We start from the raw sequence: 24,932 nt of genomic DNA on the forward strand, positions 1-24,932 counted from the left end.
ATTAAAGATGTGAAGGTGAATGCAAATGGGGGTTCATATAGAAGGAGATAACGGCGAAGCGCTCGAAAGCTACGGCGAGGCCGTCGATTGGATCAACGGTTTGATTCCGTTTGGAATACGTCCGGGACTTGATCGGATTCATCAGTTGATGGAGCGGCTGGGGAATCCGCATCGACGCCTGAAATTTATTCATGTGGCCGGGACGAACGGGAAAGGCTCTTCCTGTGCCTTTTTAACCCGTACCCTCCTGGAATGCGGTTATAGCGTAGGGACGTTCACTTCGCCGTACATTACCAAGTTTACGAACCGGTTTCAGTATAACGGGCAAGACATTCCCGAGGAGACGCTGCTTAAACTAAGCAATCGGGTACTGCCTTTTGTCAAAGATATCGCGGAAAGCGAGTTGGGCTCACCGACGATGTTCGAGGTCAGTACGGCGATCGCTATCCTTTATTTTGCCGAGGAATGTTATCCGGATGTGGTAGTATGGGAGACCGGGCTTGGGGGAAGGATGGATGTTACAAATATTGTAACGCCTGTCGTTTCTTTAATCACGAATATCGGTTATGATCATACGGACATCCTCGGGGACACGATCGAGCAAATCGCCAAGGAGAAAGCGGGGATTATCAAACCCGGGATTCCGGTAGTGAGCTGTGTCGAGCAGCCCGAGGCGATCGCGGTACTAAAGGAGACGGCCGCCGGGCAAAAGAGCACCCTTTACTTGCTTGGTGAGCAGTTTTTTTATGAACGTTCTCAAATTAGCGAGCAAGGGCAGGATATGCAGTTCCGTGGACCGTTTCGCGACTTTTCGTTGAACCTCTCCATGTTGGGAGAGCATCAATGCAAAAATGCGGCCGGCGTAATGATGGTTCTCGAAATTTTGCGGCAGTATATGGCCTTCTGTTTGGAGGACGCGGATGTTCTTCGCGGGTTCCGGAACACGACGTGGGCGGGAAGGCTGGAGCAGGTGTCCGGGAATCCGCGCATCGTGCTCGACGGAGCCCATAATCCCGAAGGAGCGGAGTCGCTGGCCAAAAGCTTGCGGGAAACGTTCCGCTATCGGCGTCTGATTTTGATGATGGGGATGCTGGCGAATAAGCATCATCGCGCCTACCTCGAGCATATATTACCTATAGTGGATACGCTTATACTGACCGAGCCCGATTTCCGCCGAAAACTGGATGCGGGCGCGTTATACGATCTGGTACTTGAGCTGAAGGATTCAGTGGCGAAGCCCGATCTGGAAATCGTTGTGGAGCGTGATTGGAAAAAGGCGCTTGCGCTTTTGGAGTCACGGACGGAACGGGAGGATCTTGGGGTGGTCACCGGCACGTTGTATATGATCTCGGATGTGCGGGCAACCCTTTTGCATCAAACCGATTCTGAAAAAGGCTGGTGAATGGAAATTGCTAAATACAACTGAACAACATGTGCATTTTATCGGTATCGGTGGCTATGGCATGAGCGCTATTGCCCGAGTGATGCTGGAGATGGGGTATACCGTGACCGGATCGGATGTCGCTTCCCAGGAACTGACCGAGAAGTTGGCCGCCAAAGGGGCAAAAATTTATATCGGGCATACCGCGGAGCATGTGCACGGTGCGGACCTTGTAGTTTATTCCACGGCCCTTCCGAAGGATAATGTGGAACGGCTTGAAGCGGAGGAGCAAGGAATTCCGATCTTGCACCGTTCGCAGATGTTGGCCCGCTTGCTGAATGAACGGCAGGGCGTTGCGGTTGCCGGCGCGCACGGCAAAACGACGACTTCGTCGATGATCGCGCTGGTCATGGAGCAGTGCGGCACGGATCCGACTTACATTATCGGCGGAGAAATTATGGGGATCGGGACTAACGCGAAGGCGGGACAAGGACGTTTTGTCGTCGCCGAAGCGGACGAGAGCGACGGGTCTTTCCTCCAATACCATCCTTCCATGGGTGTGGTCACCAACATTGAGGCGGACCATCTCGAGAATTATGGCGGGGACTTCGGACGGCTGAAAGAAGCTTATGTCCAGTTTCTGAACCAGATCAAACCGGATGGAGTAGCCGTTGTTTGCGGAGACGACGCTAATATTAAGGAGCTTCTTCCCGATCTCAACTGCCGCGTCATCACTTACGGCATGGGACCGGACTGTGATTATTCGGCCGACAGCATCAAGCTGGGGGATCGGCATGTCACGTTCCTCATGAAAAAGGGACAGCAGGAATTGGGGACGATCGAGCTTTCCGTACCGGGTAAACACAACGTATATAACGCTATGGCTACGGTCATCGTCTGTCTGGAGGCGGGCATCCCTTTCGCGGATATCGCGTCGGCGATCATCGGTTTCCATGGTGCAAAGCGCCGGTTCCAGGTGCTGGGAGAGAAGGGCGGCGTTCTTGTGATTGACGATTACGCCCATCATCCGACGGAAATCGAGGCGACGATCGCCGCGGCCAAAGCGACGGGCAAACGGATTATCGCCGTGTTCCAGCCGCAGCGGTATACGCGCACGTTTTTCCTGCTGGATGCGTTCAGCCGGGCCTTTGGCGAGGCGGATGAGGTGATCATCACGGACATATACTCCCCAGCCGGCGAACAGCAAATCGAAGGGGTCCATTCCTCCAAGCTGGTTGAACTTATCAAGGAGAACAGCAATGCCGGAGCTCGGTACCTTCCGACGAAGCAGGACGTCATCGCGGACTTGCAGGGCCGGCTTCAGCCGGGGGACCTGGTTCTTACGATGGGCGCCGGCGATATTTGGAAGGTCGGAGATACGCTGGCCAAAACTTTGACCGATTAACGGATCCGCCCGATCTTAACCGATCAGGACGATATGGAGAAAAAACGAATGTAAAAGAAAAAACCTCGCGGACTTGAACTGCGAGGTTTTTCTTGCGGTTTGGCATATAAAGAACCGCCCGCTCATATGGTATCTTTAGAAGAATGGACAAGGAGCGTGCGGACAGTGGATAAGGCCAAAATGACATTCCGTTTTGACGATGGGCAGCAGCGGCGGCGCGGCATGGAGGAGAGCGCGCCGCGTGTGGTTCCGGCAGCCGAAATGAAGCCGGAGGCGCTGCCGCCGGTTGAAGAACCGGTTGCCTCCATATCCGACGGAGAACCGCGGCATCGCGGGGAGTCGCCGTCCGGTGGAGAGACCGTCTACCGCCCGGTGGAAATCGTCGACGACTGGAACGACCCGTTTACGGATTATACCGGGACCGGGGGGGCGATCCTCCCGTCGTATACCACCCGTAAGCCAAGGACATCGTGGTGGAAGGTGGCGGGTTCCTTGACCGGCGCCATCGTTACGGGCGCTCTGTTCGGTTTCGTGGTCTTGTCCATGTTTAACGGGGACGTGAGCGTTCCCATCCCGGGGGTTTCCGTGCCCGATCGTTCCTCAGCCGGCCAGTCTGCGGATGTTCCGGTTTTTGGGGAAATCGGCGGGGACCCGGGGGATGAAGGGAATGCGGGGATGCCGGTAAACATCGCGCTGCCGGGACAGACCTATCACTTTTTGCAGTACGGCGTATTTTCTACGGCGGAGGGAGTCGAACTGGCTCAACGGGAACTGGAGGCGTCGGGGATTGCCGCAGCCCGCGACACCGTCGACGAGAAGCGGGTTTATGCCGGGGTTTCTTCGGACCGGGAACAAGCCAAGTTGCTGAGCGGCCAACTCAAAACAGCGGGAGTACATCTGATTCTTCACGAAATCGCGCTTCCCTCTTCCGCCGAGATTCTATATAACGGGGATGTAACCGCCTTGGAACGATATTTTGCCCGGAGCGCGGAGTTGATCGATTGGCTCAGTACATTGTCCGCGTCCCGTCTTGTGGAGGTCAAGCCTCAGCTTTTGTCGGCGGAGGAACAATCGGAGCTGGGCGAGCGCCATCAGCGATGGACGGAAAGCGCGGCGGCGGTCCGCGCCAACCAGCCCGAAGCTTTCGCGCTGGAGGCCGGAAATCTGGAGAAAGCGATGAACAGCGCGGTCGAGGCGATGGCCGAGTACCAGAAAAAAGGGGCAAAAACGCTGCTTTGGGAAGTGCAGGATGAAATCATGAGCTTTATTTTGGGGGAACAAAAAATGGTAGGGGGTCAAGCTTAGTACAGGACCTCCGGGTATATAAAACGGCAGGAATGGTAATACCTTCCCCTGCCGTTTTTGTGTTTGTATTGCTGCTGAATAAACCTTATAATAATGAAGTGTCAAAAAATGGCGAGCGGACAGCTTTTAAAGCTGTGTAATCGTTTTTCACCAACAAAGAGAGTTTAGAGGTCGGCAGCAAGAAGGAAGAGAGGCTTCCTTCGGACAAGCCCGCTTCGAACAAAGGAGAGAAGTGCATCTTGGATGCTTCCATAACTCGACGCATTATCCTAGCTTCGACATCCCCGCGACGCCGCGAGCTTGTCGCTTCTTTACATATTCCGTTCGACATTGTTCCCAGCCATGCCGAAGAGTCGACCCCGGAGGGCTGGTCGCCGGACAGAATCGTGACGGAGCTCGCCAAACGGAAAGCCGAAGCCGTATACCGGCAACTTGATGACAGGGACCGACAAGGCGTGATCGTCGGCAGCGATACGATCGTCGTCAGGGACGGCACCGTTTTGGGGAAGCCGGCGGACCAACGGGAGGCGGCCTCGATGCTTCGTTCTCTGCAGGGCAGAAGCCATGAGGTTTACACCGGTGTAGCCTGTATCGATAGCCGCACCGGCGCCAGTAAAGTGGATTACCGCAGGACCGTGGTGACGATGAGAGCTTTGCACGAAGAAGAGATTGAAGCTTATGCCGCGAGGGGTGAAGGACTCGACAAGGCGGGCGCTTATGCGATTCAAGGCCTGGGCGCGACGATCGTCACCGGCATTGAAGGATGTTACTTTAACGTAGTCGGATTACCCTTGTCCTTGCTTGCGGAAATGCTGGCATCGTTCGGAATCCAAGTGTTTTAACTTGTAAGGGAAGAGATAAAGCATATCCTTCCGAATCGTAACTTTGTCGTAAGGCCTTTTGGCTTTGCAAATACATTCGGAAGCGAGGGATCGCATTGGATAATGCAACAACCTATATGCTGCGTGACATTCCCGATGAGGAACGCCCCAGAGAACGCATGCTGCGTTACGGGGCGGGAGCTTTAAGCCAGACGGAGCTGCTGGCTATTTTGCTGCGGACGGGGACCCATCGTGAATCGGCGCTTCATATGGCGCAGCGGCTGCTCGGGGAAATCGGCGGCATTCGCGGCATGATGGACCTGAGTCTGGAGGAATTAACGAATATGAAAGGGATCGGCCCCGCCAAGGCCGTCCAGATTAAAGCCGGCATCGAGTTGGGTCAGCGGCTTGCCAAAGCCCGGCTGCCCGAGGCGCGGGTCATCCGCAGCCCGCGGGACGCCGCAGACCTACTCATGGAAGAGCTCCGTTTTTTGCAGAAGGAGCACTTTGTCTGTTTGTTTTTAAATACAAAAAATCATATCATTGCTCAAGAAACACTGTCGATCGGAAGTCTTAACGCCTCGATCGTTCACCCGCGGGAGGTGTTCCGCGCCGCTATCAAATGCAGCAGCGCCTCCCTCGTCTGTGCCCATAATCATCCCAGCGGCGATCCGACGCCAAGTCCGGAAGACATCCGGATGACCCGGCGGTTATTGGAAGCTGGCGAAATCGTAGGCATCGACGTGCTGGACCATATTGTGATCGGAGACGGAAAGTTCGTCAGTTTGAAGGAGCAGGGCTTGATGTAATATAATCGATAAGATATAGAAGGAAAGGGAGATACAGCATGTTGGGTGGCTTTACGAAAGATTTGGGAATCGATTTGGGAACGGCAAATACTTTGGTTTATACGCGTGGAAAAGGCATTATCGTAAGGGAACCTTCGGTAGTCGCCATTCATACCGATACGAAGAACATCGTGGCGGTCGGCGAGTCGGCCAAGAAAATGATCGGGAGAACGCCGGGCAACATCCGGGCGATTCGTCCGATGAAGGACGGCGTAATCGCGGATTTCGACACGACGGCTACGATGATCAAATATTTCATTCGCCAGGCGCAGAAGCAGCGTTCCCTGTTTCAACGCCATCCTAACGTGATGGTTTGTGTTCCGTCGGGCATTACGGCCGTGGAGCAGCGCGCCGTGGAGGACGCGACCAAGCAGGCCGGGGCCCGCGAGGCCTATACGATCGAGGAGCCGTTTGCTGCGGCAATCGGTGCGGATCTGCCGGTCTGGGAACCGACGGGCAGTATGGTCGTCGATATCGGCGGCGGTACGACCGAGGTCGCCGTGATTTCGCTGGGCGGCATCGTTACCAGCAAATCGGTGCGCGTGGCCGGGGATGAAATGGATGAATCGATCATCCAATACATCAAACGGCAATATAATCTAATGATCGGAGAAAGAACCGCAGAACAGCTCAAGATGGATATCGGCTCCGCGCTTGCTTTGGAAAAGGTGGAGACGATGGAAATCCGGGGCCGGGATCTTGTGAGCGGCCTGCCTAAGACGATCACCATCACGTCGGATGAAATTTCCGAAGCGCTTAGCGATACGGTGAACGCGATCGTTGAAGCGGTAAAAGTCACCTTAGAGAAATGTCCTCCCGAGTTGGCCGCGGATATTATGGATCGCGGGATCGTGTTGACCGGCGGAGGCGCGCTTCTCCGCAATCTCGACAAACTGTTGGCCCGCGAAACGGGTATGCCGGTTATCGTCGCGGAGAACCCGCTGGACTGCGTGGCGATCGGAACGGGCAGAGCCTTGGACAACATTCATTTGTTTAAGTCAAAAAGCAGTTCGGCCCTTCGCTCCAGACGATAGGTCGCATATGCCCCTTGGATAAAGCGGCGCCGTCCGACCCGGACGGCCAAGCCGTTTTTCTCTGTTTTTATAGTGAGTAACTTGAAATGGGAGAATTTAGTAAGGTTGGAGGGTGCTGAAACTGTTTAAGCTGCTGGGCAACAAAAGACTGTTTATTTTGTTGATGGGACTTATCCTTTTTATTGCGATCATGGGCTTCACCCTGGGATCGAGAGCCGGCTTGTCCTGGCCGGAGAAATTTGTCAAGGACACGGTCGGGTTCGTGCAATACGTATTTTACAAGCCCACCAGCTATGTGGCGGGCTTGATTAAAGATATTTCTGAGCTGCATGCCCTGCAGGAAGAGAACGAGGAGCTCAAAATTGCGCTCTCCCACTATACGCGCGACAAAGCCCGGTTTAACTGGATTGAGCAGGAATATACCCGGCTGCAAAACGATCTTCATTTTACGGAGGAGCAGAAGAAACTGTATAAATACGATTGGAAGATTGCACAGGTTATCAGCGTGAATGATGATCCGGTCAATCAGACCATCGTCGTCAATCTCGGCAGCCGGGAGGGCGTGAAAGAGGGGATGGCGGTCCACTCGTCCAAAGGTCTGGTCGGCATTGTCAGCCGTGTCAGTACGCTGACGTCGACGGTGAAGCTGATTACGACGATGGATGCGCGCGACCCGAATTCCAACGGCATTGCCGTTACGGCGCAAGGCAAGGAAAACTCGGTGTTCGGCGTGATCGAGTCCTACGATAAGAAGAGCGGAACTTTTCTGATGAGCCGGATTGAAGATCCAAAGCCGTTGGCCAAGGAGGATCTAATCGTATCTTCAGGTGTCGGCGGCGTATTCCCTAGAGGAATGATTATCGGTAAGGTCAAGGAGGTCAAAGTGGGCGAATTCGGGTTAACCTATACGGCGACGATTACGCCTGCGGCCAGCTTTACGGATTGGAAGGAGCTGTTTATCGTGTTCCCGGAGGCTGAGAGCAGTGAATAAGCGCAGAACGATCCTGATTTTGCTCCTGTTCGTCCTCTTCATTCTGGAGGGCACCCTCCTCCCCTGGCTCATTCCGGAAGCGTGGGAAACCCGGATTAATCCGCATTTGGTGTATATCGCTATCTTGTTTTTCTCCATCTATGAAGATCGTCATACCGGGCTCATTTTGGGACTTTGTTTCGGCCTTTTGCATGATGTTGTGTTTTACGGCGCGATGGTCGGCACTTATTCGTTTGCTATGGGCCTTTGCGGCTATTTGATCGGCTTGTTGTCGCGGAGCAAGCAAACTCCGCTGCCTTTGATGCTGATTTTTGTCATCACCGGGAGCCTGCTCTTCGATTCGATTATTTTCGGTACTTATTCACTGTTCGGCGTGGTGCACGAGCCGTACTCCTGGGCCGTGATGCATCATATCATTCCCAATGTGTTCGTTCAGTTTTTATTTGCTTTGCTGATCTATGTACCGCTGCGGAAGCAGTTGGAGATTATTACGAAGCGCCGTTCCCCGGAGGAGAAGGCTTGACTTTTCGTCACATCCAACGAAACTAGCAGGAACTTTCCGCCTCCTGCACGAAATGAATAGGGGGGAGGGACAGGCTTATGACGGTAAAGTCGAATCATGTTACAATCAAAGGCATCAAGGATGGCCTGGTTTTCCTGCTGGACGACAAGTGTGACTTCGGAACTTTGCTGGAGGAATTGCGTTATAAACTGGAACATAGCCATCAGAACATATTGACGGGGCCGATTATACATGTTGACGTGAAATTGGGAACCCGGATCGTGAACGATGATCAGAAAGAAATGATCCTTGATATATTGAGCCGCAAAGGAAACCTGCTGGTTCGCTCCATCGAGATGCCCGAGCTGATGCCGGCGGTAGATCCGCTGAAGACGTTGACGACCCTGACGGGGATCGTTCGTTCGGGGCAGGTGCTTCATCATGAAGGGAACCTGTTGTTTCTGGGGGACGTCAACCCCGGGGGGACCGTGGCTTGCACGGGGGATATTTATATACTCGGGGCTTTGAGAGGAATGGCGCACGCCGGACTGAAGGGCAATGTGGAGGCGGTCATTGCGGCCTCTTTTTTGGCGCCGACTCAGTTGCGGATTGCCGAGGTGATCAGCCGCCCTCCGGATGAGTGGGAGAACCGGGAGACAAGTATGGAGTTTGCCTTTCTGCGTGACGGAAAGATGCAGATCGATAAGATTGGGAACCTATTTCGGATTCGGCCGGATTTTAACGTGTTTAAAGGGGTGTAATCTATGGGAGAAGCTATTGTGGTCACATCGGGAAAAGGAGGCGTCGGCAAAACGACGACGTCGGCCAATATCGGTACCGCGCTTGCGCTGCTCGGCAAAAAAGTATGCCTGGTGGATACGGATATCGGTTTGCGCAACCTCGATGTCGTGATGGGACTCGAAAATCGCATTATTTACGATCTGATCGATGTGGCCGAGGGCCGGTGCCGGTTAAATCAGGCGCTGGTAAAAGACAAGCGTTTCGACGAACTGTACATGCTGCCAGCGGCGCAAACGAAGGATAAGAACGCCATTACGCCGGAACAGGTCAAGGATATTGTCCTGGAGTTAAAAAAGGAACACGAATACGTAATTATCGACTGCCCGGCCGGGATCGAACAGGGATTCAGGAACGCGGTCGCCGGAGCGGATCAGGCCATCGTCGTGACCACGCCGGAGCATGCGGCCGTTCGCGATGCGGACCGGATCATCGGGCTTTTGGAAAGCTCGCATATTGCCTCGCCCAAATTGGTCGTAAACCGGATACGGCCTAATATGGTCAAATCCGGGGACATGCTGGAAATCGAGGATATCCTTCAAGTGCTGAATATCGATCTGATCGGGATCGTCCCGGATGACGAACTGGTCATCAAAGCGGCCAATTCGGGCGAACCCACGGTGATGAATCCGGACTCCAGAGCCGCCATCGCCTATCGGAACATCGCCCGCCGGATCCTGGGCGATACGGTCCCGCTGATGCTGCTGGATCAGAAGAAAGGCGTGTTTACGCGTTTTAAAAAGTTTTTTGGAATGGGTTGATTTTCGTTGTTCTTTAAACTAAAAAAAGTGGACTGGCCCATGGTGGGGATCCTGCTCCTGTTTATGATATTCAGCACGATGCTGGTCCGCAGCGCAATCGCGCCTTATGAGACCCAATTCAGGGCCTATGATCTGAAAACCCTGGCATTTTATGTGGCAGGGTTTATTGTTGTTTTCGGTATGGCCTTGGTGGATTACAGAACGCTGTTAAAATACAGCTGGTATATTTACGGGGCGGGCTGTGTATCGCTCGTTGCGGTCTATTTGCTGGCTCCGGAAATCAATGGCGCCCGCAGTTGGTTCGAGCTGCCCGGGGGCCTGCAGTTTCAGCCAGCGGAACTAGTGAAGATCATACTGATTATGACGGTAGCCTATATGCTGGGACAGCGAAACGGGCAGCCTCTGCGTTTTCGGCGCGATATCGTTCCGATCACGGCTATGACGATGCTGCCGTTCCTGCTCGTTCTGATCCAGCCCGATTTGGGGAATGCGATAATATATCTCGTTATTCTCATCGCGATGCTGTGGATCGGAAATACGAAATACAGCCATGTGCTGATCGGTCTGACCGTGGTCATTGCGGCGCTGATCGCATTCGTAACGCTGTTCAACGTTTATAATACCCAAATCCATGATTATCTGGAGAAGCATCAGAAACTGCACTGGTATCAGCGAATCAACACGTTTATTAATCCCGATCAGGCTTCCAACGACGACAAGCACCAGTCCAATTACGCGAAGATCGCGATCGGCTCCGGCGGCTTGACGGGGGACGGCTATATGAAGGGCGAACTGAAGAACAAAAAATTCGTTCCGTATCCTTACTCCGATTCCATTTTTGTCGTGGTCGGCGAGGAATTCGGTTTTTTGGGCTCCTCCGCGCTGCTGCTCGTCTATTTTCTCTTTATTTACAGGATGATATTGATTGCGATGCATTGCTTTGACCGGATGGGCGCTTATATCATCGTGGGAATCGTGGCGATGTTTTTGTTTCAAATTTTTGAAAATGTCGGGATGATGATCGGACTGATGCCGATTACCGGGATCACCCTGCCGTTTATCAGCTACGGGGGGACTTCCCTGCTGATCAATATGCTTTGTATCGGTCTGGTGTTCAGCATTCAGTTGCATCAGGAGAAATATAAAGTGGATTAAAAACCGGAACCGGGAGGTTCCGGTTTTTCTTATGGCGTTTTCGATTTCCTGCCTGCATCGACAGCTTGTTCATATTTCGGTCAAGCTCCTCATACATATATAGCACTAGATGCGACCGGGAGGGTGCGGTAATGGACGTAAAATCGAATGTTCGAAAGCGGCGCGAGGAACGTATCCGGCAATTGACCGCTGGAGATTTGGCCGATTCCGGCCGGATTTCCGCTTATGACGAAGCCTTGGCGGACGGGATGGGCCGCGGCGGAAAGGGGAAAGCGGAGCAACCCCCTTCGGTCGGTAATCCGTCGCCCGCCATAGCGGATACGGACCGAGAACAGGATCCCGACCCGGAACTTCTATGGAAGCGAGGGAAGGGACGGTGGAACGATACGGAGTTATTTTCTTCCGGAGGCGATCGGGGGGACCCCGGGAAGAAGCGCCGTTCTTTTTGGTCGTCTCTCGGAATCCGTGTGATCCTTAGCGCGGCTCTGTTCGCGGGAATATGGGGGATTCAACGTTTTCAGCCGGACTGGGCTTTGCCGGTCCGGGTTTTTGTAGCTCAATCCTTGACGCAGGAAATGGATTTTGGGGCCATGGAGGCTTGGTACGAGCAAATTTTTGGGGGTTCGCCCAGCTTTATTCCGATATTCAAGCATCATGAAGAACAAGGACTTAAAGTCGATGCGCCGCACGGATTTGTCCCGCCGATTCAGGGTACGCTCGCCGAGCCTTTTGTGCTTAATCTCAAGGGGGTGGAAGTGATCCCGAATGCGGATTCGGTTACCGGAGCCGAGGTTAAAAGCATAGAAACGGGGCGTGTCCTTAGTGTAACGAACGATGCGTTAACCGGAACGACAGTAACGGTGCAGCATGGCGAGGGGTATGTTTCGGTGTATGGGCATTTAGGGAAACTTGCCGTGAGCAAAGGAGACTGGTTGGAAGGGGGCGACCCGCTTGGAGCCTTGCCGCCGACTTCGGACGGTGTACATCCTACCTTGTATTTCGCCCTGAAAAAGCAAAACCGGTATATCGATCCCGCGGATGTGATTCCGTTTGAATAAATGGGGCGGCATGCGGATTTCCTTTCATCCTTTGTTTGTGCTGGTGATGCTCGCTTCCGTTTTTACCGGGCATTTTATTGAGCTTGCGGCCCTGTTTTCTATTGTATTCGTCCATGAATTGGGTCATGTCGCGGCGGCCCGAATGTTCGGGATCCCCGTCATTTCGGTCCAGTTACTTCCCTTTGGCGGCGTAGCCGTCATGGAAGATACCGGCCGCCTCAGTGCGGCCCGCGAAATGGCCATCGCTTTGGCGGGGCCGCTCCAAAATGTGCTGTTGATCGGTATTTCCTGGCTGCTTCACGCCGTCGGAATCTGGGACGGTCCTTTTTACGCTTATTTTGTGGAGTGTAATTTGCTCATCGCGCTGTTCAATTTGCTGCCGATTTTGCCGCTCGATGGAGGTAAAATATGTCAGACCCTTTGCGGGACCGTGCTTCCGTTTCATCCTACCCTGGTTTGGTCGATTCGAATCAGTCTGTTCTTTAGCGCGCTCGTCGTTTTATTTTCGGCGACCCCGCTTCTCCTTGGGTCCGGACCGCTTCACTTTAATCTGCTGCTCGTCGGCGTTTTTCTGCTCTATTCCAACTATGTGGATTACCGGAATATTCCTTATCGGTTTGTGCGTTTTCTCGTCAACCGGGAGGGGGCCTTCACCCGCCACCTTATGAACGGCAGTTTGGCCCAGCCCATTATCGCCGATAGATCGAAACCTTTAGACCAGCTTTTGCGTCTGTTCAGGAGAGAGAAGTATCATTTCGTATACATCATGAATCCACAGGGGCGGATTGTGGCGGTAGTGCCGGAACAACGGGTCATCTCCTCCTATTTGCGGGGGGACCCGGGCGCCTGATGCGTAAAAGCCGTGGTATAATATAAAAAAGCGTTTTGGTCAGAACGTACGAATGAGGGTGAAATCAATGAAACAGTTGATGATTCACTGCGGTCCTGATTCCACCCAGATGGCGCTGCTGGAAGAGGATAAGCTGGTGGAATACGCAGCTGAGCGATCTCAAAAGAGAGGGCTCATGGGCAGTTTTTTTAAGGGAAAAGTAATGAACGTGGTTCCGGGCATGCAGGCGGCTTTTGTCGACATCGGCCATAAGAAAAACGCGTTTCTTTATATTGATGATCTGCTGCATCCCCACTTGGAAAAGCAGCCGAAGACGAAACCGCCGATCACCGATCTGGTTCGTCCGGGTCAAGAACTCGTCGTCCAGGTTGTCAGAGAGGCGATCGGCAACAAGGGCGCGAGGGTGACGACGCACTATTCGCTCCCGGGACGGTGGTTGGTATACATGCCGTCGGCCGGTTACGTGGCGGTATCGAAGAAGATCAGCCGGGAGGAGGAGCGCAACCGCCTGAAGGAAATCGGGGAGACGCTTCGCCGCTCCGAGGAAGGGCTTATTCTCCGGACCGTGGCGGAACATGCCGGCGAGGAGGAGGTGCTTGAAGACTTGAGCCAGCTTCGGACGCAGTGGGAGGAGATTCTCGAAAAAGGGGAGCATGCTCCCGCGCCTTCCGTGCTGCATCATGATCTCAGTATGGTGCAGCGGCTGCTGCGGGACGTATACAGCCCGGAAACCGACGAGCTCGTCATGGACTGTTCCGAGCAGGCGGGGGAAGCCTCCGCATTTTTGGCCGCCATGCTGCAGGGGAAGAAGCCGAACATCCGAGTGTATAAAGGCGATGTCCCGATCTTTGAGCATTATGGCATCAGGCAGCGGTTGGACAAGGACTTTCAGCGCAAAATTTGGCTGCCGGGAGGCGGTTATCTCGTGTGGGATACCACCGAGGCTTTAACGGTGATCGACGTCAATACGGGAAAATTCACCGGAGGGGACAATCTGGAGGATACCGTTTACCGGACGAATCTGGAGGCGGCCCGGGAAATTGCCCGCTTGGTGCGGCTTCGGGATACCGGCGGGATCATCATCGTCGACTTTATCGACATGAGCAGCGAAAGTCACCGCACCGCCGTGCTGGATATGTTGGAGAAGTCGATGAACGGAGACCGTACGCAGCACCATATTTTGGGCTGGACCAAGCTGGGTTTGTTGGAAATGACGCGCAAGCGGATCAGGGAGCAGTCGCAATTTTCAAGTAATGATTGATTTTTGAGGTATCGCATGATAGTATATTAGGGTATGTGTTATGAGTTGGTCTTGTACACATGCTGCAACCGCTCCGATCGGGTCGGAAAGTCCGTTGTCTTCGTCGACGGCGGCACCTGAATCAGGCGAGTCTGAGACATGAGGAGGTGCAAGCAAATGTACGCAATTATCGAAACCGGCGGTAAACAATACCGTGTTCAAGAGGGCGATGTTCTTTACATCGAGAAATTGAACGCTGAGGATGGCGCTAGCGTGACGTTCGACCGCGTGTTGGCAGTATCGAAAGGCGAAGGTTTGGTAACGGGAGCTCCATTGGTATCCGGCGCGAGTGTTACGGCGAAAGTCGAGAAGCACGGCAAAGGCCAAAAGGTCATCGTTTACAAATACAAGCCGAAAAAGAACTACCACAAGAAGCAAGGTCATCGTCAACCTTACACAAAAGTGACCATCGAGAAAATCCAAGCGTAAGAAGGTGCGATAGGTGATTATCGTCTCCATTCTGCGTGGCAAGGATAACGACATCGCTGGGTTTGAAGTATCCGGTCATGCGGGCTATGCCAAGCCGGGACAGGACATTGTGTGCGCCGGTGTCTCCGCCGTTACCGTAGGTACGGTGAACTCCATTGAGGCGCTTGCGGGAACCGTGATGGAAGCCGAGATGAAGAACGGTTTTCTGAACGCGAAGCTTCCCCGCGAAGTTCGTCCGGATCAGGCACAGCAAGTACAACTGCTGCTCTCATCCATGGTCGTTATGCTGCGGAGTATCGAAGGATCATACGGAAAGTATATTCAAATAAAAGACGTGATTACTTGAAGAAGGAGGTAGATGGACAATGTTGAAATTGGATCTTCAGTTGTTCGCTTCGAAGAAGGGCGTAGGTTCCACGAAGAACGGACGCGACAGCATCGCGAAACGCCTGGGCGTTAAGCGTGCTGACGGCCAAACGGTTACCGGCGGAAGCATTCTCGTTCGCCAACGCGGCACGAAAATTCATCCGGGTACCAACGTGGGAATCGGTAAAGACGACACGCTGTTTGCCAAAGTGGACGGCGTCGTGAAATTCGAACGTTGGGGTCGCGACCGTAAAAAAGTGAGCGTCTACCCAGTGGAAACCGCTCCTGTAGCGGCTGCGGTAGAAGCTTAAGAGCTTTGCTGACTAGCGAGGTGTAGAAGCCCTTGGCATATGGATGCCAGGGGCTTTTTTATTCCAAAGCCCCGCGACAAAAGCTTATACGGATGTGCATTTTTCTGACAAGGTTTATGATATACTGGGTATTGATGTCAGGGTGGAAGGTACACCCAATCTGTTTAGAGGAACGGGGAAACGCATGAAACATCGGCTAATGGCACCGGCTTTGGCTGCCGGGCTATCCATTGCTTGTCTGATTCTAATGTATTACCTCCACTCACCGGCGGCTTATCTTCTTCTTAGCGTATGTCTTCTCGGCGTTTTTTACGGGTATGTAAAGTATATAAGCAAGAAGGCGGAAGCCGAGCGCAAACAATTGCTGGAATCCGTGCAGAGAACGGCGGCGGCCACGCTGGGACATCACCGCCATGATTGGATGAACGATCTGCAGATTTTGTATGGTTATATTCAGTTGGGCAAGTATGATAAACTGGCCGGATGTGTGGACAGAATAAAAGAACGGATGGTTGCGGACAGCAAGATCTCCAGATTGGGGATTCCCTCGCTCGTATTCTTCCTCCATTCGTTCCGCGAGCTGAACCGGTCGGTCCAGCTTGAAGTTTCCATCGCGGACGATTTGCAGCTTGGCGATCTGCTCACCGCCGAAGACGCCGAGGAATTCACGGAAGCGATTATCGAGACAATCCGGGCCTACCAATTTAGCGGGCGCTCTTCCTGGGGAGAGGTTTTGCATTTGAAACTGTCCCTGTGCCGGGAGGGCGGTGAAGTGCTCGCGATTTTCGAGAGAGACGGCGGCTCCGCGGAGAATGCGGATATTTTGAAAAGGCATCTGGATTTGTGGAATTCCGGGAAAAGAGTGCTGGCCGAGCAGGTTGATCCCAAGCTGATCTCTTTAAGACTGAGGGTGGCTTGCGCAAACTAGAATGAGGTGAAGGCATGTTTGTAGATAAAGCGAAAATATATGTTAAAGGTGGCGACGGCGGCGACGGCCTCGTGGCTTTCCGCAGGGAAAAATACGTACCTGAAGGAGGGCCGGCCGGCGGGGACGGCGGCAAGGGCGGAGACGTGATTTTTCGCGTGGACGAAGGTCTGCGGACGTTGATGGACTTCCGCTATCAGCGGCATTTCAAGGCTGAGCGCGGAGAGAAGGGGCGGAACAAAAGCCAGCATGGGGCCAACGCGGAGAATATGATCGTCCGGATTCCTCCGGGAACCGTCATCATCGACGATGATACGCAGGAAGTGCTGGCGGACTTGACCCGGCACGGGCAGCAGGTCGTTGTCGCCCGCGGGGGCCGCGGCGGCCGCGGCAATATCCGCTTCGCGACGCCGAACAATCCCGCTCCCGAGCTGGCCGAACACGGGGAGGAAGGGGAAGAGCGCTGGATCGTGCTGGAGCTGAAGGTGATGGCCGATGTGGGGCTGGTCGGTTTTCCGAGCGTCGGAAAATCCACCTTACTGTCCGTAGTATCCGCAGCCAAACCGAAAATCGGGGCCTATCATTTTACGACCATTACGCCGAACCTCGGGGTAGTGGACGTGGGCGAAGGACGCAGCTTCGTCATGGCCGACCTACCGGGATTGATCGAGGGCGCGCATGAAGGCGTCGGCTTGGGCCATGAGTTTTTGCGGCATGTGGAACGAACGCGGCTGATTATCCATGTCGTGGATATGGCGGGTTCGGAAGGCCGCGATCCTTTCGAGGACTGGCTGAAAATCAACGATGAAGTGAAGCTGTACAATGCCGACCTGGAGAACCGCCCGCAAATCGTGGCCGCCAATAAAATGGACATGCCGGAAGCGGAAGAAAACCTGGAGCGGTTCACGGCGCAAATTCGGGAAGTTCGACCGGATCTGGAGATCCTGCCGATTTCCTCGTTAACCCGCCAAGGGGTGCAGGAATTGATGTACAAGGCGGCGGACATGCTGGATCAAATTCCGGAAGCGCCGGCGATTGAAGAAGTGACCGAACTTTCGGAAAGAAAGATCTATAAGCTCGAGAAAACCGACGACAACAGCTTTACGATCCGCAGGGAGAACGAAACGTTCATCGTCGAGAGCCCGAAAATCGAACGGATGATGAAGCGGATGCAGTTGAACACGCATGATGCGATTCTTAAGCTGGCCCGGACTTTGCGCCATATGGGCGTTGACGATGAGCTGCGTAACCGAGGGGCCAAAGATGGGACTCTGGTTCGCATCGGGGACTTTGAGTTCGAATTTGTGGAAGGAAGCAGCTACTACTACTAAAAAGTTGATATAAGGTGAATGAAACGAAACGGGTACCGTCCCCAGAGGGATGCTGTAGCCGTTTCTGCCTATTTCGGCGGAAACCGCGATCATCCATACGGGGTAAAACGGGGGAATCGCCGCTACATATAAATCGGCGCGGAATTTTACAAATAAGGATTGCCTCGGACCGGTGATTTCGTTATAATGTCCACTATACGTAAACAAGAGTCTCTAAGGAGAGGACGTTTGTGAAAGAACGCTATTATTTGGTCCGTGAGGATATTTTGCCCGAAGCGGTCATCAAAACGTTGCAGGTCAAGCAGTTGTTGGCCGTGGGGGACGCGAAGACGGTCCATGAGGCGGTGGCGCAGGTAGGGCTGAGCCGCAGCGCTTTTTACAAATACAAAGATGGAATTCATTTGCTGAATCAGATCGAACGCGAGAGTATCGTTACCATTTCGTTCGATCTGGAGCATCGCTCGGGGATTCTATCCAAAGTTCTGGCCCAAATTGCCGGAGCGGGCGGAAACGTACTCACGATTAATCAGAGCATTCCGCTGCAGGGCAGAGCGAACGTAGTCATTTCCGTGGAGACCTCCCGGATGACCGAGGATTTGGATACGATGATGGAAATGCTTCAAGGCATTCCGGGAGTCAAAAAAACGCAAATCGTCGGACAGGGTTAATGGCGGATAAATACAACCGGCACAGGGGCTAGGTTCCTGCCGGACAATATGATGAAGCACAGGAGGGGGCATATCGTGAAACCCGTTAAAGTAGGACTTCTTGGATTAGGTACGGTCGGTACCGGGGTGGTTCGCATTGTGGAGGGACACCAGGAGGATTTGAGCAGTCAGGTCGGTTCCCCGATCGTCATCGAGAAGGTCGCTGTCAAAAGTATGGACAAAAAGCGGAGCATCGAAATCGACCGCAGCAAGTTAACGGAGGATCCATGGGAAGTCATCCGCGATCCCGAGATCGATGTCATCGTCGAGGTTATGGGCGGGGTCAACGGGACGAAGGAATATATTCTTGAGGCGTTGGACCGCGGAAAGCATATCGTAACCGCCAATAAAGACCTTATGGCGCTATACGGATCGGAAATTCTGGCCAAAGCTATGGAGAAGCAATGCGACGTGTTCTACGAAGCCAGCGTAGCCGGGGGCATACCGATTATCCGGACGTTGATCGAAGGATTTTCCTCGGACCGGATCACAAAAATCATGGGGATCGTCAACGGCACGACAAATTATATTTTGTCCAAGATGAGTGAGGAAGGGGCTTCCTACGATGATGTTCTTCAAGAAGCCCAGGCCCTTGGCTACGCGGAAGCGGATCCGACCTCCGATGTGGAAGGGCTGGACGCCGCGCGCAAAATGGCGATTCTCGGTACCCTCGGCTTCCGCACCAATGTGGAGCTGCAGGATGTTCAAGTCCGCGGAATTTCGTCGGTAAGCAAGGAAGACATTTTATACGCGAAGCGGCTGGGGTATGAAATGAAGCTGCTTGGCATCGCGGATCGTCAGGATGACGAATTCAGCATCAGCGTTCAGCCGACCATGGTGAAGAAGAGCCATCCGATCGCCGCCGTAAACGGTGTTTACAACGCGGTATATGTCTACGGGGAAGCGGTTGGCGAAACGATGTTCTACGGGGCCGGCGCGGGTGAGATGCCGACGGCTACTTCGGTGGTAGCCGACCTGGTCGCCGTCGTGAAGAACTTAAAGCTGGGCGTGAACGGTCTGAAGGCCATCGTGCCTTACAAACCCAAAAAGCTGAAGAGCGATGAGCAGATTATGTTCAAAAATTTCCTCTTGCTTCAGGTTGCGGACAAAGCCGGGGTACTTGCTCAGATCACCCAGGCCTTCGCAGAGTACGAGGTGAGCTTGGAATCGGTCGTTCAATCGCCTAACGCGGACACGCCGGATGCCGAGATTATGATCGTTACCCATAATGCCAGCAAAGCAAGTATGAATCAGGTGCTGCAGCATTTTGAAACACTGGAAGTGATACGCCGGGTCAAAAGCGTATACCGGGTGGAAGGGTAACTTGCCGAGGACGACTCAGGACCCGGAATTCCAAATGTTAAAGGAGCTTCGCAATCATGAATGCCTTGAATACCTTTATAACGCAGCATATTTGTAAAGAATATAGTCGAGGTTGGTTATGATCCGGCGGGAAGGGGTGCGGGTCAAGGTGCCGGCCAGCACCGCCAATCTCGGACCGGGTTTCGACACGCTGGGCATGGCGCTTAATCTTTATGCCTGGCTGGAAGTCAAACCGGCGGACGCTACGGTGTTTCATTTATACGGCGACAATTTGGACGGACTGCCCAAGGACAAAAGCAATCTGATCTACAAGGTAGCCCAGTCCGTATTTACGGCGGCCGGGATCGCCGTGCCGGAGCTGGAAATTTCGATGTACTCGGACATCCCCCTGACGCGGGGATTGGGGAGCAGCGCCTCGGCCATCGTGGGCGCTCTCTATGCCGCCAATCTGCTTATCGGCTCGCCGTTGACGCGCGAACAACTTTTCGACATGGCCACCGCCCTTGAGCACCACCCCGACAATGTAGGCGCCTCATTGTACGGCGGGATCATCACCGCCGTTTGGGACGGTGTGCGCGCCACGGCGTTGCGGATTGAACCGCCGGAGGAGCTGGATGTGCTCGTCGCGATTCCCGATTTTCAGCTGTCGACTACCGCGGCGAGAGAGGCGCTGCCCAAGCAAGTGAGCCTGGGCGACGCGGTCTACAACGTCAGCCGAGCCTCGCTGCTGACGGGCGCTTTGGCTTCCGGAAGGCTGGATCTGGTCGCGGAAGCGATGCGCGATCGTCTGCACCAGCCTTACCGGGCGGCTCTTGTTCCCGGCATGGCGAGAATTCTGGAGGAGGCTCCCCGCCACGGGGCGATTGGAGCGGCGTTAAGCGGAGCCGGACCCACGATTCTGGCATTGACGAACCGCAACAACCGGCAGGGGGAGGAACTGCGGAATTTTCTGCTCGAAGTTCTCCAAAGCGAGGGGATTTCCGCCACAACTCTTTGGCTAAAACCTTGCACGCATGGAGCCGCCGAGATTACTATGGAACAAGAACGTTCATTTCTGGACATCGTTAAAGGGGAAGTAACAGCATGAAACAAATCGCTTTGCTGCCGGAGGGCTCGGTTTCACATGAGGCGGTGCTCCATCTGTTCGGTGATGAGCCCGTACAATTGCACCATTTTAAGCAAATCTCGGATGTGTTCTTGGCGACGGCCGCCGGAAAAACCCAGTACAGTGTCATACCTATCGAGAACACGATCGAAGGTTCCGTAAGTCTGCATATGGATTGGCTAGTTCATGAAGTGGACATCCCGATGCAAGTCGAATGGGTCTATCCCTCCATTCAGAACTTGATCGGAAGAAGGGAAGAATTCCAAACGGGCGCGGAGGGGACGATGGATTATTCCAAAGTCAAAAAAGTGCTCTCGCACCCGGTGGCGATGGCTCAATGTATGCAGTTTATCCGCTCGCATATGCCGTATGCCGAGTTGGAGCATGTGGGCAGCACGTCCGAGGCGGTGGAGATCGTCAGCCGGCATCCGGGGGCGGGATGGGCCGCAATCGGGACCACCTTGGGAGCGAAGCGGCATCGATTGGACATTCTGGCCGACCGGGTAACCGACCATAACAACAACTACACGCGTTTCGTGCTGATCGGGCCCGAGAGCTTGCAGGTCGGCTCAAACCGCTTCGAGCAAAAAACGAGCATTCTCGTGACCTTGCCGGAAGATTTTCCGGGGGCGCTTCACCAGGTGTTGTCGGCTTTTGCCTGGCGCAAGCTGAACTTGTCCCGGATTGAATCGCGGCCCACCAAGAAACGGTTGGGGAGCTACTATTTTTATATGGACGTACTGGCTCCGATGGACTCGGTACTGCTCCCTTCCGCCATCGGGGAAATTGAGGCGCTTGGTTGTCAGGTGCGTATTCTGGGCAGCTATCCCAGTTACACTTATGAAGGACTAAAATCGGAGGTGCAGCAATCATGGCAGAACAATGGATCTATCTAGACGGACAATTCGTGACAAAGGAAAATGCAAAAGTCTCCGTATACGACCACGGTTTTTTGTATGGTGACGGGATCTTTGAGGGAATTCGCATTTACAACGGCAATATCTTTAAATGTAAGGAGCATCTGGACCGGCTGTACGACTCGGCCAAATCGATCATGCTGAATATTCCGCTTACTTATCAGGAGATGGAAGAGGCTCTTGTTGAGACGCTGAAGCGGAATGAACTTCGCGACGGTTACATTCGCTTGGTGGTTTCGCGCGGGCCGGGCAACTTGGGACTCGACCCGAACCGTTGTCCGAAGGCATCGGTCATTATTATCGTGGAACAGCTGGCGATTTATTCGGAGGAGGCCTACAAAACAGGCCTGAAGACCGTTTCCGTGTCCACGAGACGCAACGTTCCCGATGCGCTCAATCCGAAGATCAAATCGCTGAATTATCTGAACAATATCCTGGTGAAAATCCAATCCAATCTTTCGGGTGCGGGCGAAGCCATTATGCTGAATGCCCAAGGGTATGTTACGGAAGGCTCCGGGGACAATATCTTTATTATCAAGAACGGCGTCATCACAACGCCGCCTTGCTATCTTGGCGCGCTGGACGGGATCACCCGCCAGGCGATCATTGAAATCTGTCATCAAAAAGGCTACAAAATTAAAGAGGAGCCTTTTACGCTGCATGATGTGTATGTCGCCGACGAAGTGTTCCTGACGGGGACGGCGGCTGAAGTCATTGCGGTTCGGGAAGTCGACGGCCGGATCATCGGCGAAGGACATGCCGGACCGATTACCTTGGCGTTGCTGGAGGAGTTCCGCAGCATCGTCGATAAAGACGGCGTTAAAGTATGGTAAGCCGCTGAACCTTAGAAGAAATCCTATTCTATCTCGGAAGAGACGGATAGGATTTTTTTATTTTCCCGGAGTCAAAAACCTGGGCATCTGCATAGGATGTATTAATTGGGCCCCGGGCGGTAGAATCACGTACCGGAGAAGATATTTAGGAGGTCTTTAGCGCGTGAAAATTCACATTGTAAAAAAGGGAGACACTTTATTCGAGCTATCCAAGAAGTATAATGTGCCCCTTCAAAAGCTGATTGAAGCCAATCCGCAAATCGTTAACCCGGAACAATTGAATCTGGGCGACAAGGTGAAAATTCCGGCGGCCGCGGTTCCGGTCGAAGGGGAAGGCTTCAACGTATACAAACATGTGGTGAAGTCGGGCGACAGTTTGTGGAAGCTTGCGAAAGCCTGGGGACTGTCTCTGCAAACTTTAATCGGGGCTAATCCTCAGCTCGGCGATCCCAATGATTTAAAAGTGGGGGACGTTATCAACATTCCGTCCGGCGGTTCGCAGTCGTCTTCGCCCGCGGGTCAAGACAACTCGAATAAACCGCCAGTTGTGTCCGGGGCTGCAGGTAAGAAAAACACCGCTCCCATCAAGGAGGTCAAGAAAGAGGAAAAGGTTGAAAACGTGCAGAAGGCGGAGGAAACGAAGCCGATTCCCGCTCCGGCTCCAAATGTAGAACCGGCCCCAGCTCCGGCTCCTTCCGCCCTCTCCGAAACGGTGCCGGCTCCTCCGATCAATGCGGAACCACCCAAGCCGCCTGTTCCGATGCCGACACCCGTTCAAGTAGAGATTGGCGTGGAGCATATCTCTTATGAGCCGATTTTTTACGAAAATATCAATATCCAGCCCGTCCAGTCCAAAGAGACGCCATGTCCGCCCAAGCCGGAGTATCCCGTCCTGCCGTCCCCGTACAATTACCAATTGGAGCAACCCACATTCACAGCTCCGGCTCAAGTTTATCCAAGCTCGCCTTGCGGCTGTCACGGTTCCGTACCTAAACATGAAAATGAACACTTATTCCATCAATATCCTATGGAAACGGAAAAAGCTTTTGCAAATTACGACTATCCTCATTCCATGGAACATTTGATGCCTTCCCAGCATGTTTACAGTGGGGAATATCCGGGGATTTCCAATGCACCCATGTATATGGCACCCGACAATATCGGGCCGGAAGTGGGAAGTTACGCTGTGGGCGACAATATGGAGAAACCATGGGAAAATAATATGCATCACGATAATATGTATCACCCTAATATGCACCATACCCATGAACCGGCTTGGCAGCAGCCGTGGTCGGGATATCCTACGCCGGTAAACGCTCCATTCACCCATGAAGCGCCCGGAGGGATTCAACCCTATAGTTGGCCGGCTCCTTACATTCCATCGTCGTGCTGCGGTCCTCAGCCTATTTACCATCAAGCGTATTACCCCACTGGAGAGAACTATCCGCATATGATGCCGATGCCGGAGCCGCACTATCCGGTACCCCCTTACGGAATTTCTGAAATGCCGGGCCAAGGAATGCACGGAAATTACGACATGCACGGGATGAAAGGGATGACGGGGCTGCACGGTATGCCGGAGATCCCCAATCAGCCGCATGTTCCCGTAGCTCCTCTTGGAGGCTTTGGCGCAACGGTGCCCGGTTACTTTGATCGTGAGGCAAATGCTCCTTCGGATCCGGTGACGGACCATGCGTGGGAGGCTAATGCGACAACAAGCCAGGCCAACGACTCTTCTGAGACGGCTAAAACTCGAACAAGAGAAAAATCCAAAACCAAAAAAGACGCCAAAATATCGGGAAGAACGATTCCGGGGAAAACCAATGGAAGTAAAAGAAGAGCATCCGGTTCTATCAAAAAGAAATCAAACTCAGAGATTCGCGGTGCAAAATCCGAGCTGCGAAACCCTTGGATTAACGGGTGATAGAAGAATAGATGTTTAAAAGCGGAGGTAAGCCCTCCGCTTTTTTTAATGATTTTTGAAAAAATCCAATAAATACTAGCATTTAATTGCTTGAGCCCGAAGTTGTTTTATGGTATATTAATTATCCCGATGAGCGGACAGACTTGTCGGATAGAAAGCTCGCTTTTAGAACTTAAAAGTTTTCTCGAAAAAGTGCTTGCTTTCTACGAAACGATATGATATATTATTTAAGTCGCCGCTGAAACACGGCGATAACGAAATGAACGAAGTTGATCTTTGAAAACTGAACAACGAGTGAGTATTAAAATGATGGGATTTAAATCGACCTTGTGTCGTTTGAAAATCCATCCTATGAGAATTAATTTTCTCGTCAGCAACTGATTGAGCTAAGGCTCTTTCGAATAAAGCATCACTCGGATGGAACACCTCATTACCTTCGGGTATGAGCCTCCTTCCGAACCTTTATTGGAGAGTTTGATCCTGGCTCAGGACGAACGCTGGCGGCGTGCCTAATACATGCAAGTCGAGCGGAGTTAATCGGGAGCTTGCTCC

At 53.2% G+C, this 24,932-nt stretch carries 25 protein-coding genes, 1 rRNA gene and 1 other annotated feature; all 26 genes read left to right on the forward strand.

The features are described from left to right. Positions 1–25: 25 nt before the first annotated feature. A complete protein-coding gene (locus FRY98_RS25080; RefSeq protein WP_148457286.1) occupies positions 26–1,402 on the forward strand; it encodes a bifunctional folylpolyglutamate synthase/dihydrofolate synthase in 1,377 nt (458 codons plus the stop codon). Then, positions 1,353–2,786, forward strand: a complete 1,434-nt coding sequence (gene murC, locus FRY98_RS25085; RefSeq protein WP_148457288.1) for a UDP-N-acetylmuramate--L-alanine ligase — start codon at positions 1,353–1,355, stop codon at positions 2,784–2,786. The genes FRY98_RS25080 and murC overlap by 50 nt, the downstream gene beginning before the upstream one ends. 165 nt (positions 2,787–2,951) lie before the next feature. Then, complete coding sequence (locus tag FRY98_RS25090; RefSeq protein ID WP_249043527.1) at positions 2,952–4,091, forward strand: SPOR domain-containing protein; 1,140 nt, start codon at positions 2,952–2,954, stop codon at positions 4,089–4,091. A gap of 239 nt (positions 4,092–4,330) precedes the next feature. After that, positions 4,331–4,933, forward strand: a complete 603-nt coding sequence (locus tag FRY98_RS25095) for a Maf family protein (protein WP_148457292.1) — start codon at positions 4,331–4,333, stop codon at positions 4,931–4,933. Between the two features lie 116 nt (positions 4,934–5,049). After that, positions 5,050–5,721 (forward strand): RadC family protein, encoded by a 672-nt coding sequence (radC, locus tag FRY98_RS25100; protein ID WP_148457416.1) that lies wholly within the window; start codon positions 5,050–5,052, stop codon positions 5,719–5,721. A gap of 38 nt (positions 5,722–5,759) precedes the next feature. Then, entirely contained in the window at positions 5,760–6,794 is a 1,035-nt protein-coding gene (locus tag FRY98_RS25105; RefSeq protein ID WP_148457294.1) for a rod shape-determining protein, read from the forward strand. A 112-nt stretch (positions 6,795–6,906) separates the two neighbouring features. Next, complete coding sequence (gene mreC, locus FRY98_RS25110) at positions 6,907–7,785, forward strand: rod shape-determining protein MreC (RefSeq protein WP_148457296.1); 879 nt, start codon at positions 6,907–6,909, stop codon at positions 7,783–7,785. Then, entirely contained in the window at positions 7,778–8,308 is a 531-nt protein-coding gene (gene mreD, locus FRY98_RS25115) for a rod shape-determining protein MreD (protein ID WP_148457298.1), read from the forward strand. The genes mreC and mreD overlap by 8 nt, the downstream gene beginning before the upstream one ends. A gap of 77 nt (positions 8,309–8,385) precedes the next feature. After that, positions 8,386–9,048, forward strand: a complete 663-nt coding sequence (gene minC / locus FRY98_RS25120) for a septum site-determining protein MinC (RefSeq protein WP_148457300.1) — start codon at positions 8,386–8,388, stop codon at positions 9,046–9,048. A 3-nt stretch (positions 9,049–9,051) separates the two neighbouring features. After that, a complete protein-coding gene (gene minD / locus FRY98_RS25125) occupies positions 9,052–9,846 on the forward strand; it encodes a septum site-determining protein MinD (protein WP_148457303.1) in 795 nt (264 codons plus the stop codon). A gap of 6 nt (positions 9,847–9,852) precedes the next feature. Further along, positions 9,853–11,001, forward strand: a complete 1,149-nt coding sequence (locus FRY98_RS25130) for an FtsW/RodA/SpoVE family cell cycle protein (protein ID WP_148457305.1) — start codon at positions 9,853–9,855, stop codon at positions 10,999–11,001. A gap of 131 nt (positions 11,002–11,132) precedes the next feature. Continuing rightward, on the forward strand, positions 11,133–12,059 hold the full coding sequence (locus FRY98_RS25135; protein WP_148457307.1) for a M23 family metallopeptidase: 927 nt from the start codon (positions 11,133–11,135) through the stop codon (positions 12,057–12,059). Positions 12,060–12,069: 10 nt separating this feature from the next. Next, entirely contained in the window at positions 12,070–12,909 is an 840-nt protein-coding gene (locus FRY98_RS25140; RefSeq protein WP_211373366.1) for a M50 family metallopeptidase, read from the forward strand. Positions 12,910–12,976: 67 nt separating this feature from the next. Next, complete coding sequence (locus FRY98_RS25145; protein WP_148457311.1) at positions 12,977–14,170, forward strand: Rne/Rng family ribonuclease; 1,194 nt, start codon at positions 12,977–12,979, stop codon at positions 14,168–14,170. Between the two features lie 56 nt (positions 14,171–14,226). Next, positions 14,227–14,313, forward strand: a sequence feature (ribosomal protein L21 leader region). Between the two features lie 13 nt (positions 14,314–14,326). After that, positions 14,327–14,638 (forward strand): 50S ribosomal protein L21, encoded by a 312-nt coding sequence (gene rplU / locus FRY98_RS25150; RefSeq protein ID WP_059040908.1) that lies wholly within the window; start codon positions 14,327–14,329, stop codon positions 14,636–14,638. A gap of 13 nt (positions 14,639–14,651) precedes the next feature. After that, complete coding sequence (locus tag FRY98_RS25155) at positions 14,652–14,984, forward strand: ribosomal-processing cysteine protease Prp (protein ID WP_148457318.1); 333 nt, start codon at positions 14,652–14,654, stop codon at positions 14,982–14,984. A gap of 19 nt (positions 14,985–15,003) precedes the next feature. Further along, positions 15,004–15,315: a 50S ribosomal protein L27 gene (gene rpmA / locus FRY98_RS25160; protein WP_044481732.1), complete on the forward strand. Its 312-nt coding sequence runs from the start codon at positions 15,004–15,006 to the stop codon at positions 15,313–15,315. Between the two features lie 184 nt (positions 15,316–15,499). Then, on the forward strand, positions 15,500–16,243 hold the full coding sequence (locus FRY98_RS25165; RefSeq protein ID WP_148457320.1) for a Spo0B domain-containing protein: 744 nt from the start codon (positions 15,500–15,502) through the stop codon (positions 16,241–16,243). A 14-nt stretch (positions 16,244–16,257) separates the two neighbouring features. Further along, complete coding sequence (obgE, locus tag FRY98_RS25170) at positions 16,258–17,571, forward strand: GTPase ObgE (RefSeq protein ID WP_148457322.1); 1,314 nt, start codon at positions 16,258–16,260, stop codon at positions 17,569–17,571. A 230-nt stretch (positions 17,572–17,801) separates the two neighbouring features. After that, a complete protein-coding gene (locus FRY98_RS25175; protein WP_148457324.1) occupies positions 17,802–18,239 on the forward strand; it encodes an ACT domain-containing protein in 438 nt (145 codons plus the stop codon). 75 nt (positions 18,240–18,314) lie between these two features. After that, on the forward strand, positions 18,315–19,601 hold the full coding sequence (locus FRY98_RS25180; protein WP_148457326.1) for a homoserine dehydrogenase: 1,287 nt from the start codon (positions 18,315–18,317) through the stop codon (positions 19,599–19,601). A 118-nt stretch (positions 19,602–19,719) separates the two neighbouring features. Then, positions 19,720–20,688, forward strand: coding sequence for a homoserine kinase (gene thrB / locus FRY98_RS25185; RefSeq protein WP_148457328.1), 969 nt, complete (start codon positions 19,720–19,722; stop codon positions 20,686–20,688). Next, positions 20,685–21,602 carry a prephenate dehydratase gene (gene pheA / locus FRY98_RS25190; RefSeq protein WP_148457330.1) on the forward strand — a complete coding sequence of 306 codons (918 nt, stop codon included), beginning with the start codon at positions 20,685–20,687 and terminating at the stop codon, positions 21,600–21,602. Before thrB ends, pheA begins: the two co-directional genes overlap by 4 nt. Beyond that, the gene (gene ilvE, locus FRY98_RS25195) at positions 21,578–22,456 is read left to right on the forward strand and encodes a branched-chain-amino-acid transaminase (RefSeq protein ID WP_148457332.1); all 879 of its coding nucleotides are present in this window, start codon (positions 21,578–21,580) and stop codon (positions 22,454–22,456) included. Before pheA ends, ilvE begins: the two co-directional genes overlap by 25 nt. A 163-nt stretch (positions 22,457–22,619) precedes the next feature. Further along, the gene (locus FRY98_RS28715; RefSeq protein WP_211373358.1) at positions 22,620–24,380 is read left to right on the forward strand and encodes a LysM peptidoglycan-binding domain-containing protein; all 1,761 of its coding nucleotides are present in this window, start codon (positions 22,620–22,622) and stop codon (positions 24,378–24,380) included. A gap of 462 nt (positions 24,381–24,842) precedes the next feature. Continuing rightward, positions 24,843–24,932: ribosomal RNA gene (locus tag FRY98_RS25205) — 16S ribosomal RNA — on the forward strand; the annotation flags it as partial.

Source organism: Paenibacillus faecis (assembly GCF_008084145.1).
GTDB classification, from domain to species: Bacteria; Bacillota; Bacilli; order Paenibacillales; family Paenibacillaceae; genus Fontibacillus; species Fontibacillus faecis.